Below are 12021 nucleotides of genomic sequence, written 5' to 3'. Positions count from 1 at the left end.
GTTCAGTCGAACTTTTCGCCCGTGACCTCGCTGAGCCGCCGGCGCATCTCGTCGCTATAGCGCTTCACCGCCTGCGCCTCGCTGAGCATGCCGGCCACCGTGCCATCGGGCAGGGTCACGGCGAGCGCGTCGGCCTCGCTGCGCTCGAACAGGTCCAGCGCCTCGCGCAGTGTGGCGGTCGGGCGCAGCGTGGTGTCGGGGTGGCGCAGCAGCGGGCGCAGGCTCGCGGGCGCGTCGTTCTCCACCGGCTCGAACAGCGCGGCGGGCGCAATCATGCCGGCATAGCGGCCGCTCGCGGTGGCGACGAGAGCGGCGGCGCCGCCGGGCGGGTAGCGAAGGCGGGCCTCCGGCAGTGAGGTGTCGACATCGATGAGCGGCACGTCGCGGCGCATCAGCGTGGCGACGGTGAGCTCGCGCAGCCAGCCGACATCGTGCGCGCCGCGAATATTCTCGCCGCGCAGATGGAAGCGCCAGGTGGCGAAGGAGAAGCCGAACAGCAGCCGCGTCGCCAGCGAGGCTGTGCCGGCCGCCGCCAGCACCGACAGGGTCAGTTGCAGATTGCCGGTCATTTCCAGCGCCAGCAGCGTCATGGTCATCGGCCCGCCGACCACGGCGACGGCGAGCGCGCTCATGCCGATCAGCGCGTAGAAGGCGTGGGCGGTGACGACATCGGGCAGGATCAGGCTCATGCCGCCGGCGAACACGCGTCCCGCCATCACCCCCATCAGCAGCGAGGCGAAGAACAGGCCGCCGCGAAAGCCGGCACCGATGGAGACGGAAGAGGCTGTGACCTTCGCCACCAGCAGCAGCGTCGCCAAGGTGAGGCCGGTATCGGCGGCGAGGAAGTGATAGACCGCGCCATGCCCGGCCGAGAGCACCGCCGGGTTCCACAAAGCAAGAGCGCCGACAAGGAGCCCGCCCACAGCCGGGCGCAGCCAGGCGGGCAAAGCGGAGCGGCGAAAGCCCGCTTCCACCAGCGTCACCCCGCGCATGACCGCGATGCCGATCAGCGCGCAGAACAAGCCGAGCAGCAGCACCGACGGCAGATCGGACAGCTGCGGGGCCTGCAGTTCCGGCAGCGCCATGTGGTGCGGCGGCGCCAGCAGCTGCTGGGTGAGGGAGGCGGCGAAGGTCGCGGTCATCATCGGCACGAAGGCGGGGATGGCATAGGTGCCGAGCACCAGCTCGAAGCCATAGAACGCGCCCATCAGCGGCGCATCGAAGGCGGCACCGATGGCCGCGCCGGCGCCGCAGCCGACCAGCAGGCGCAAATCCCCGCGCCGGACATGAAAAACCCGGCCGAACCAGGAGGCGAGGCCGGCCGCCGCCTGGGTATAGCCGGCTTCCAGCCCCACGGAAGCGCCGACCCCGCTGGAGAACAGCGTCTGCAGCGCGACAATGAGGCTGTCGCCCGGCGACATGCGCCCACCATGCAGCGCGTTGGCCTCGATCGGATCGACCGGCGGGCTGGCGCGTGTACGCAGGAAGGTCCGCACGCTCAGGCCGAAGGCGAGACCGCCGAGCGTGGGTAAGAGCAGCAGCAGGACGGCGGGGACGCCGGCCGTGGTCGACAGATGGGTGGCGGTGGGGATGCGGAACAGCAGTTCGTGCAATCCCTGCAAGGCCATGTTCATGGCGATGACGACCAGCCCGGCGGCGACGCCGACCAGCCCGGCGAGCGCAACGATGCCGAGTTCGCTCGCCCGCACCAGCCGGCGCAGGCCACGGGGCATTCCGTCCTCGCTGGAGGTGTTATCGGAGGTCACGTCCCGCTCGCCTAAATCCCTCATGCCTGACTAGGCAAGGACGCGGCCGCGCGCAACCGCCTGACCTTGGGTCGTGTCGCCGCGATGTGATGGGCGCAGGGATGACCGCGCCGCCGGGCGGGCTAAAGTCACGCCCGACGTCCCACGGATTCGGCGCCGCCTGCGGGCCGGCCGCCGCGCATGGAGAACTCCGTATGTCCGATACCTACACGCCTCCCAAGGTCTGGGTCTGGAACAAGGCCAATGGCGGCGCCTTCGCCAATATCAACCGCCCGACCGCCGGGGCCACGCATGAGAAAGCGCTGCCGGTCGGCACGCACCCGTTCCAGCTCTATTCGCTCGCCACGCCGAACGGGCAGAAGGTGACGATCCTGTTCGAGGAGCTGCTCGCCGCCGGCCACACCGGGGCGGAATACGACGCCTGGCTGATCAAGATCGGCGAGGGCGAGCAGTTCGGCTCGGGCTTTGTCGAGGTCAACCCGAACTCGAAGATCCCCGCGCTGATGGACCGATCGGGCGAGACACCGATCCGGGTGTTCGAATCCGGCGCCATCCTGCTGCATCTCGCGGAGAAGTTCGGCGCCTTCGTGCCGACCGATCCGGCCAAGCGCGCCGAATGCCTTTCCTGGCTGTTCTGGCAGATGGGCAGCGCGCCGTTTCTCGGCGGCGGCTTCGGCCATTTCTACGCCTATGCGCCGGTCAAGATCGAATACGCCATCGACCGCTACGCCATGGAGGCGAAGCGCCAGCTCGACGTGCTGGACCGGCGGCTGGCGGAGACCCGCTATCTCGCCGGCGACGACTACACCATCGCCGATATGGCGGTGCTGCCCTGGTATGGCGCGCTGGTGAAGGGCTGGACCTATGGCGATGCCGGCACCTTCCTGTCCGGGCACGAATACACCAACCTCCTGCGCTGGGCGGATGAGCTGTTCGCCCGGCCGGCGGTGAAGCGCGGGCGGATGGTCAACCGCATGACCGGCGAACCGCACGAACAATTGCGCGAGCGCCACGACGCCAGCGATTTCGACACGCGCACCCAGGACAAGCTGGAGGGCTGACGGCGCGGGCATGAAAAAGGGCGCCCCGGGGCAGGGGGCGCCCTTCCTCGCGACGGGGCGGCGTCAGGCGCAGAGGCGCGTGAGCTCGCGGATATCGCGCAGCTGCTCCAGCCGGCGCACCGTCTCGACGATGGATTCGGTCTTGGCCTTGTCCCATTTGGCGAATTCGGCGCAGCCGCGGAACTTGTCGGCGGCTTCGTCATAGGTCATCGGGTTGGCCGGGCTGCCCTTGCCGAAGTCGGATCGGCCGGAAATGGTGCGGCCATCCTTCAGGTGGATGTCGATGATGGTGGTCATCTTGTCGTAGCCGGCGGCTTCCGCCTCCGGGTGGACATGGAAATTCACCCGCTCGATCATCGCCCTCACATCCTCCCGCTCCACCGTCTCGTCGGTGAATTCGGGCAGGCTGCCGCGCCCGTCGAGCAGCAGGATGGCCATGCAGAATTCCATCGAGAACTTGGCCTGAAGCTCGTTCTTCGGGCGGTGATGGATCAGCGCGTTCGGCATGTTCTGGTTGGTGCCGACATCCACCCGCTCGACATCCTCGGCCTTGATGGAATGGGTGCGGATCAGCTCCAGCATCTTGGTCATGCCGGGATGGGTGAGCGAGCCCGACGGATGCGGCTTGATGGAGACGCCCGGCGAGGCGAAGGTCCAGGGCTGGCCGAGCTTGCCGACGATGGCGGCTGGATCGAAGCCGCCGCCCGCCGCCTGGAAGAAGCCGCGCGGCGCTTCCAGGATCTTGTCGGTGGTGGTCCAGCCCAGCGCAGCGAAATCGGCCGCCACCACGCCGCTCTCCGAGGAGCGGCCGGCGTGGAAGGGCTTCATCATGGTGCCGAAATTCTCCCGCAGCCCGGCGGACTGGCTGCCGGCGCAGCCGAAGGCGCGCACCATCTGCTCGACATCCAGCCCCTTGAGCTTGCCGGCGGCGGCGGCGGCGGCATAGGTGCCGCAGGTCGCGGTGGCGTGGAAGCCATGCTGATAGTGGCGCGGGTTGATCGCCTCGGCGATCTTGCACTCCACCTCGACGCCGAGATGATAGGCCAGCATCATCTCCGTGCCGGAGGTGCCGGCGGCTTCCGCCACGGCGAGCGCGGCCGGCAGGGCCGGGGCGGTCGGGTGGGTGAGCAGGCCATAGACCCGGTCCTTGGCGACGGCGAGCTGGGTGTCGTCATAATCGTCGGCGTGGATGCCGACGCCATTGGCGAAGGCGGCAAAGCGCGGCGGCACCTTCAGCGCGGTGCCGATGACGGTGGCCGGCCCTTCCTGGATGCCGAGGCCCTTGAGATAGGCCTGAATGTGCTCGCCGCTTTTCGCCACCGAGCCGGAAAGGGCGAGACCGATGCCGTCGAGGATCGACTTCTTGCCGAGTTCGACCACCTCGGCCGGCAGGTCGGCATAAGTGGTGCCGACGACGAATTCGGCCACGTCCTGGGTCAGGCCCTCGACGACGGGCTGGGCCTGGGCGGGGTTGGTCTGGTGCAGCGTCATGGGGCGTTTCCTCTTTATGTCGGGCGTCAGGCGGCCGGCGCGCGGGCGGCGACGGAAGGCAGGGCGCCGATGATGGCGTCGGTGAGTTCGCGCGTGCCGGCGGTGCCGCCGAGATCGCGGGTGAGGCTGTCGCGGCGGGCTAGCACATCCTCGATCGCCTTTTCGATGGCGGCGGCGGTGGCTTCCTCGCCGAGATGGCGCAGCATCATCGCCCCGGACCAGATCTGGCCGATGGGGTTGGCCACGCCCTTGCCGGCAATGTCGGGCGCCGAGCCGTGCACCGGCTCGAACATGGAGGGGTAGTCCTTCTCGGGGTTGATGTTGCCGCCGGGCGCGATGCCGATGGAGCCGACCACCGCCGGGCCGAGATCGGACAGGATGTCGCCGAACAGGTTGGAGGCGACCACCACGTCGAACCAGTCCGGGTTGCGGACGAAATGCGCGGTGAGAATGTCGATGTGGAACTGGTCGGTGGTGAAGCCGGGATATTCCTTCGAAATCGCGGCGAAGCGCTCGTCCCAGTACGGCATGGTGTGGCTGATGCCGTTCGACTTGGTGGCCGAGGTGACGTGCTGTTTGCGGCCCTTGGCCAGTTCGAAGGCGTAGCGCATCACCCTGTCGCAGCCACGGCGGGTGAAGATGGACTGCTGCATCACCAGCTCGTCCTCCAGCCCCTCATAGAGCCGGCCGCCAATGGAGGAATACTCACCCTCATTGTTCTCGCGCACGACGTAGAAGTCGATCGAGCCGGCCTCGCGGCCCTTGAGCGGGCTTTCGACACCGGCGAGCAGCTTCACCGGGCGCAGATTCACATATTGGTGGAAGCTGCGGCGGATCGGGATCAGCAGGCCCCAGAGCGAGACATGATCCGGCACGCCGGGAAAGCCGACGGCGCCGAGGAAGATCGCGTCCTTGTGGCGGATCTGCTGCAAGCCATCCGCCGGCATCATCGCGCCGGTCTTGGCGAAGCGCTCGCAGCTCCAGTCATAATGGGTCCAGTCGAAGGAGAAGCCGCCGATACGGCTCGCCGCTTCCAGAACGCGCTGCGCCTCCGGCACCACCTCATTGCCGATCCCGTCGCCGGGAATGACCGCTATGGAATAGGTCGTCATGGGAACTCCTTGGAGATCAGGCGGGATTTCGGCGGCGGCACCGCGACGTGTGCGGCAGGACAGTGGTTCAACGGACCGGCAACTGTCAACAATTTTTCCGGCGCGCCCGATTGCCTCCAGGCGGCGATCTGGGAGGCGCGTGGTCGCCAGTTTCAAATAAAATAAAATTATAACAGATACTTAAGTGTAGAATGTCCGACTGATTTACGCTTCCCCTGCGACAAGACACGGGGCGCCATCTGTCGGACTATCCCTGCCATTCCAACCATCATTGTTGACAATAAGCGATTTTGGCGGCGAAATGGCGCCATGCTCCGCCCGGCCGCCCATCCCCCCCGCACGCCCCGCACCGCCTCCTTCGTGCCGCTGATCCAGCGCGAGATCGAGCGGATGATCGGCACCGGCGAACTCACCGGCGGCACGCGCATCAATGAAAGCACGCTGGCGCTGCGGCTTGGCATCAGCCGGGGCCCGGTGCGCGAGGCGTGCCGGGCGCTGGAGCAGATCGGCCTGCTGCGCAGCGAGCTCAATCGCGGCTTCTTCGTGCGCGAGGTTTCCACCAAGGAGGCGCTCGACCTCTACGACATCCGCGCCGGCCTGTTCGGTACGGCCGGGCGGTTGGCGGCCGCCATCATCACCATGGTGCAGCTACGCGCGATGGCGGAACTGATCGAGCGCATGGACGCGGCGATCGAAGCACCCGACATCGCCACCTTTTACACGCTCAACAACGAGTTCCACCGGCAGGTCGTGCTCGCCTCCGACAATGACAAGCTGATCGAGCTCTACCCGCTGCTGGAGGCGGAGCTGCATTTGTTCCGCCGGCGCGGGCTGGTGCTGCCCGGCTCGATGCGCACCTCCAATGACGAGCACAAGGCCATTTTCGAGGCGCTGCGCCAAAGCGACGGCACCGGCGCCGCCCGGCTGCTGGAGCGGCACATCCTCGCCGGCAAGGCGCGCTTCCTGCGCACGCTGGAAGATGACAGCGCCACCGAGGCGCGGCCCGGCCCGCTCGACCCCCGACAGTCACGCCCTAAGGACAGGTAGTTTCATGACCGCGCACCCGCTCCCCATTCTCGCCCTCACCCCCGGCGACTGCACCGGCATCGGCCCGGAACAGACCGCCCGCCTGCTGAGCGAGGGCGGCTTCGACGATGTGGCGCGGATCGTCGTGGTGGGCGATGCGCGTGTGCTGGACATGGGCGCGCGCCATGCCGGGGTGCGCCTGAATCTGGTGCGCTACGCCTCGCCCGGCGCGGTAGACTGGAGCGCGCCCGGCATTCCCATGGTCGATCTGGGCAATACCGACCCCGACCTGTTCCCGCTCGGCGTCGCCAATCCCGAGTCCGGCCGGCTGACCGGCGACACGCTCGCCCGCGCCATTGACTTCGCCAAGGCCGGCGAGGTGGACGGCGTGTGCTTCGCCCCGCTGAACAAGCAGGCGATGTTTAGGGGCGGCTGGCGCTTTCCCGACGAGCACAAGATGTTCGCCCATCTGCTCGACCATAAGGGCCCGTTCAGCGAGATGAACGTGCTGGAGGGCCAGTGGATGACGCGCGTGACCTCGCATGTGTCGCTGCGCACGGCGCTGGACCAGGTAACGTTCGACAGCATCTGCGGCGCGTTGCGGCTGGCGGATGAGACCATGCGCAAGGCCGGCATCGCCCGCCCGCGCATCGCAGTGGCCGCGCTCAACCCGCATGGCGGCGAGGGCGGTCTGTTCGGCAGCGAGGAAATCGACTTCATCCGGCCGGCGGTGGAGGCCATGGCGAAGGAGGGCATCGCCTGCGAAGGGCCGTTCCCCTCGGACACCGTGTATCTGAAGGCCTTTGCCGGCGCCTATGACAGTGTGCTGGCCATGTATCACGACCAGGGCCAGATCGCGACCAAGCTGAAGGGCTTCAACAAGGGTGTGACCATCACTGCCGGGCTGGAGGTGGTGTTCACCACACCGGCGCATGGCACGGCCTTCGACATTGTCGGCAAGGGCGTCGCCGATATCGGCGCGTTCCAGTCCGCCGTCCGCCTGGCCGCCCGCGTCGCCGCGCGCAAGATCGAGGCCCGCGCCGCCGCCGCGTGAGGGGGCGACGGACATAGGGCGACCTCGCCCAGTGCGACGTCATCCTGACGTGCTCGGGCGCAGCCCGAGCCTCGAAGGATGCTCATCGGGCGGGCTGCTTCAGCATCCTTCGAGGCCCGGCGAAACGCCGGGCACCTCAGGATGACGCTGTTCCGGAAGTGACGCCGAGTTGGGGATCGGTTGCTCGAAAGAGCAGACTCAGTCGTGCCGGGCCGGGCCATCGACGGCGGCGATGAGCCGGCGCTTGGCCAGCGCCACATGCCGCCAATGCGTCATCTGCGCCCGGTCGCCATCGCCGGAGGCGAGCGCTTCCAGCATCGCCCGGTGTTCGCGGTTCGACACGGCGAGGCCGCCGCCCTGCACCAGCGCGCGGGCGCGGAACAGGTGCAGCTTGTTGACGAAGCGGTGATACTCCGCCTGCAGCGTGCGGTTGCCGCAGGAGCCGACGATGAGATTGTGGAAGCCGAGATTGAGCGGGTAGTAGTCGTCGAAGCTGCCGCGCTCGGCGACCGCGTCCATCTCGTCCACCATCCGCGTCAGTTCGGCCAGCAGCCCATCGGTCATGCGCTCGGCCAAAAGCCGCCCGGCCTGGCCGAACAGCGCGGCGCGCACATCATAGATTTCCACCGCGTCCTCGACGGAGAGGCGCCGGACGAAGACGCCGCGATTGCGGACGACCTCGACCAGTCCCTTGGCCTCGAGGCTGCGGGTGGCCTCTCGGATCGGGCCGCGGCTGGTGCCGAAACGGTTCGACAGGTGGATCTCGTTGATCCGTACCCCCGGCTCCAGCTCGCCCGTCAGAATGAGGCGCTCGAGTTCTTTCTCGAGCGCGCTCGTGAGCGAGACGCTCTTTACAACCGACAGATCGCTCAGGGGCGCGGAATCGCTGATGATGCTCATCGGTCAATTGTAAACAATCCGGCGCTGGAACGCTTCCAGATTTTACGCCACACTCCGGGTTGTGCCTGCCGCTGCGACACTTTGCCGTTGAAGGGCGGTGATCACCGCCGCCGTCACCTCGGCCGTGCCCGCCGTCCCGCCGAGATCGGGCGTCAGCGTGGTACCTTCCGCCGTCACCTGTTCGATCGCCGCCATCAGCCGCGCGGCGGCGGCGGTCTCGCCGAGATGCTCCAGCATCATCACCGCGCTCCAGAAGGAGCCGATCGGGTTGGCGATGCCCTTGCCGATCAGATCGAAGCCGGAGCCGTGGATCGGCTCGAACATGGAAGGCGTGGAACGGTCCGGCGCGAGATTCGCGGTGGCGCCGATGCCGAGACTGCCGCTCAGCGCCGAGGCGAGGTCGGAAAGCACATCGGCATGCAGATTGGTGGCGAGCACCGTGTCCACCGTGCCCGGCCGCAGCACGAGGCGCATGGTCATGGCGTCGACCAGCATCCAGTCGACATCCAGCTCGGGGAAGTCCTTGATGACGCCCTTGCACACCTCGTCCCACAGCACCATGCCGTGGCGCTGGGCGTTCGACTTGGTGACGATGGTGAGCTTCCGGCGCGGGCGCGACATGGCGAGCTCGCAGGCAAAGCGGCAGACGCGCTCGATGCCGGTGCGGGTGAACACCGACACATCGATGCCGACCTCGATCGGCAGGCCGCGATGCGCCCGCCCGCCGGCGCCGGCATATTCGCCCTCGCTGTTCTCGCGCACGATCACCCAGTCGATCTCGCGGCCCAGTTCCGGCCGCAACGGGCCGGTGATGTTGGGCAGGAGGCGCGAGGGGCGGACATTGGCGTATTGGTCGAGCCCCTGGCAGATGGCGAGGCGCAGTTCCCACAGGGTGATGTGGTCGGGAATCTTCGGGTCGCCGACGGCACCGAAATAGATGGCGTCGAAGCCGCGCAGCGTGTCGACGCCGTCCTCCGGCATCATCTTGCCGGTGCGGCGGTAGCGGTCGGAGCCCCAGTCGAAGCTCTCGAAATCGAAGCCGAAGCCGCCATCGCTGGCGGCCAGCGCGTCGAGCACCTCGCGGCCGGCAGTGATGACGTCGGAGCCGATGCCGTCTCCGGGAATGAGCGCGATTTTATGCCGGCGCATGGGTGCGGGTCTCCAGATGGGAAAGAATGGCGCGGGTCATGTCGGCCTGGGTGCCGGTGCCGCGAATGTCGGGGGTGCGGGTGGCGGGGTCGGCGAGCGCGGCCTCGATCGCCGCCTTCATGCGCGCGCTGGCCTCGGCGGCGGCGGGAATGCCGCGCCGGCGGCCGAGCCACTCGATCAGCATCCGGGTGGATTCGATCATCGCATAGGGGTTGGCGAGGCCCTTGCCGGCGATGTCGGGCGCCGAGCCGTGGGTGGCCTGCGCCATGGCAATCTCGCCGCGGCCGATGCACAGGCCCGGCGCCATGCCGAGCCCGCCGACGAGACCGGCCGCCTCGTCGGTGAGGATGTCACCGAACATATTTGTCGTGACGACCACGTCGAAGCGCTGCGGCTCGCGCACCAGCTTCATCGCGAAGGTGTCGACGATGACTTCCTCGATGGCGACATCGGGGAATTCCTTGCCGGCCTCGTAGCACTCTTCCACGAACATGCCGCAGCCGAGCTTGAACACCGTGTTCTTGTGCACCACGGTGAGCCGCTTCTTGCGGGAGCGGGCGATCTCGAAGGCGGCGCGGGCAACCTTCCGGCTGCCCTCGCGCGTGATGACGCGCACCGAGATGGTGGTGTCGTGCGTCGGGCGGAACTCGCCCGATCCGGCCACCACGTTGCGGTCCGGCTGGAAGCCCTCATTGTTCTCGCGCACGATGACGAGGTCGATGTCGTCATAGAGGCAGCCGAGCCCGGGATAGGAGCGGGTGGGGCGCACATTGGCGAACAGATCGAAGCTCTTGCGCAGGATCGGGTGCGGATTGATCGCTTCCGGCACCTTCGGATAGGCCTGATGGCCGATGGGCCCGAGGATGAAGCCGTCGAGCGTGCCGAGCGCTTCCAGCGTGCCCGGCGGCATGGTGTGGCCGAGCTCGTCCAGCGCCTTGCGGCCGAGCGGCATGGGGCGCCAGTCGATGGCAAGACCGCTCGCCCGCGCCGCCGCATCGGCGATGGCGTGGGCGGCGGGGACGATCTCATGGCCGATATCGTCGCCATTGAGAACGCCGATGCGCAGAGGTGCGTGCGTGGTCACGGCTCTCACTCCGCCGCGTCGCGCAGGCCGGCCGGCACCGAGGCGCGGGCGATCTCGCCGGCGTCGGTCAGCTCCGGCAGGCGCCAGCACAGGGCCATGAGCCGTTCCGTCACCTCGTCGCCGACGACCAGCGCCGACTGGTGGGCGAATTTGCGCGCGAGGTGCTCATTGCTCAGCGGCTTGTCGTGGCTGCCGATGGCGCGGTCGATGATCTTCTCGATCGTGCGGCCGTCGGCGAACTCGACCTCGATCACCACCGAGGCCTCGTGGATGGCAGTGTCGGAGGTGGCGTCCACCTTGTCGCGCAGGGCGATGATCTCGGGCGCGTTGGCCGCCTCGTCGGTGAAGGCGGTGGGCGAACCATCGCCGCGCAGCAGGGCGCAGGCGGCGGCGTGGAAGACGCTGAACTTGGTCTCCAGCCCGGTCTTCGGCGTGCGCTTGCCGGTGAGTTCCAGCACCAGCGGATGGGTGCGCAGGCGCACGGCGGCAATGCTGTTCACTGCGTCGCCCAGCTCCTCGCGCAGCTGCTGGCAGCCGTCGATGGTGGGGTGGATGACGATGCCGCAGGCGAAGGGCTTGTAGGAATTGAGCCCGGCTTCCCAGGTCTCGCCCAGCCCGCCGAGGATCTCGTTATAATCCTGCTTGGTGGAGAGCACATTGGCGAAGCCGCGCGGCGCCTCGATCGCCTGCAGCGAACTGTCGAAGCCGGCCTTGGCGAGGAAGGCGGCGAGCGCGCCATTGCGGGCGGCGGCGCCGGGGTGCAGGCTCTTGCACATGGTGCCGAACATTTCGCGCAGGCCCGAGGCCTGGGTCGCGGCGATGCCGAGCGCCCAGGTCATCTGGGTCTCATCCAGCTTCAGCATGTGGCCGACGGCGGCGGCGGCGCCGAACACGCCTGTGGTGCCGGTGATGTGCCAGCCGCGATCATAATGGGCGGGATAGACGCTGTTGCCGATCCGGCATTCCACCTCGACGCCGACGATCAGCGCATTGAGGAAGTCCGCGCCGGTCATCGGCTGATATTCCGCCGCTGCCAGCAGGGCGGAAGCGACCGGCCCGGCGGGGTGGATGATGGTCTTCAGATGGGTGTCGTCATAATCGAGCACATGCGAGGAGATGCCGTTGAGCAGCGCCGCGTTCGGCACGTCCAGCCGCTCGCCGCGGCCGAGGACGGTCGCCTGCGGCTTGCCGGCGAAGGGGGAGATGCCGGCGAGCGCGCGGTCCACCGTCTCGTGGCGGGCGCCGCCGACGGCGCAGCCCATCCAGTTGAAGAAGGTGCGCACGCCCTCGGCCTGAACCGAGGCGGGAATGTCGGCGAGCTTGCAGCCGACGATCCAGGCGGCGAGCTGGCGGGTGACGTCTTTGTGGGACATTCTGT

The 12021-nt window shown here is 68.0% G+C and carries 10 protein-coding genes; 3 read left to right on the top strand and 7 right to left on the bottom strand.

Going from position 1 to position 12021, the window contains the following annotated elements:
• Positions 1-2: 2 nt before the first annotated feature.
• A complete protein-coding gene (locus tag J2S75_RS13555) occupies positions 3-1766 on the bottom strand; it encodes a chloride channel protein (protein ID WP_307020401.1) in 1764 nt (587 codons plus the stop codon).
• A 194-nt stretch (positions 1767-1960) separates the two neighbouring features.
• Between J2S75_RS13555 and yghU the strand changes: the two genes are divergently transcribed.
• A complete protein-coding gene (gene yghU / locus J2S75_RS13550) occupies positions 1961-2827 on the top strand; it encodes a glutathione-dependent disulfide-bond oxidoreductase (protein WP_307020400.1) in 867 nt (288 codons plus the stop codon).
• A 63-nt stretch (positions 2828-2890) separates the two neighbouring features.
• On the opposite strand, the gene J2S75_RS13545 is transcribed toward yghU, so the two are convergent.
• Both J2S75_RS13545 and J2S75_RS13540 read right to left on the bottom strand, forming a co-directional pair.
• Entirely contained in the window at positions 2891-4318 is a 1428-nt protein-coding gene (locus tag J2S75_RS13545; RefSeq protein WP_307020399.1) for an MmgE/PrpD family protein, read from the bottom strand.
• Positions 4319-4344: 26 nt separating this feature from the next.
• A complete protein-coding gene (locus J2S75_RS13540) occupies positions 4345-5430 on the bottom strand; it encodes a tartrate dehydrogenase (protein WP_244377709.1) in 1086 nt (361 codons plus the stop codon).
• Between the two features lie 309 nt (positions 5431-5739).
• On the opposite strand from J2S75_RS13540, the gene J2S75_RS13535 reads away from it, so the two are divergent.
• Both J2S75_RS13535 and J2S75_RS13530 read left to right on the top strand, forming a co-directional pair.
• The gene (locus J2S75_RS13535) at positions 5740-6477 is read left to right on the top strand and encodes an FCD domain-containing protein (RefSeq protein WP_307020398.1); all 738 of its coding nucleotides are present in this window, start codon (positions 5740-5742) and stop codon (positions 6475-6477) included.
• A 4-nt stretch (positions 6478-6481) separates the two neighbouring features.
• Complete coding sequence (locus J2S75_RS13530) at positions 6482-7510, top strand: PdxA family dehydrogenase (RefSeq protein ID WP_307020397.1); 1029 nt, start codon at positions 6482-6484, stop codon at positions 7508-7510.
• A 198-nt stretch (positions 7511-7708) separates the two neighbouring features.
• On the opposite strand, the gene J2S75_RS13525 is transcribed toward J2S75_RS13530, so the two are convergent.
• The 4 genes from J2S75_RS13525 to J2S75_RS13510 are packed head-to-tail and all read right to left on the bottom strand — an operon-like array spanning position 7709 to position 12016.
• Positions 7709-8410, bottom strand: coding sequence for an FCD domain-containing protein (locus J2S75_RS13525; RefSeq protein ID WP_244377703.1), 702 nt, complete (start codon positions 8408-8410; stop codon positions 7709-7711).
• Positions 8411-8452: 42 nt separating this feature from the next.
• A complete protein-coding gene (locus J2S75_RS13520; RefSeq protein WP_307020396.1) occupies positions 8453-9559 on the bottom strand; it encodes a tartrate dehydrogenase in 1107 nt (368 codons plus the stop codon).
• Positions 9546-10643 (bottom strand): isocitrate/isopropylmalate dehydrogenase family protein, encoded by a 1098-nt coding sequence (locus J2S75_RS13515; RefSeq protein ID WP_307020395.1) that lies wholly within the window; start codon positions 10641-10643, stop codon positions 9546-9548. Before J2S75_RS13515 ends, J2S75_RS13520 begins: the two co-directional genes overlap by 14 nt.
• Positions 10644-10648: 5 nt before the next feature.
• Positions 10649-12016, bottom strand: coding sequence for an MmgE/PrpD family protein (locus J2S75_RS13510; protein WP_307020394.1), 1368 nt, complete (start codon positions 12014-12016; stop codon positions 10649-10651).
• Positions 12017-12021 lie beyond the last annotated feature (5 nt).

It is taken from the genome of Ancylobacter polymorphus (assembly GCF_030813495.1).
Taxonomy (GTDB): domain Bacteria; phylum Pseudomonadota; class Alphaproteobacteria; order Rhizobiales; family Xanthobacteraceae; genus Ancylobacter; species Ancylobacter polymorphus.
Note: the sequence above shows the minus strand (reverse complement) of the source record. Positions and strands in the feature narration are given on the sequence as shown.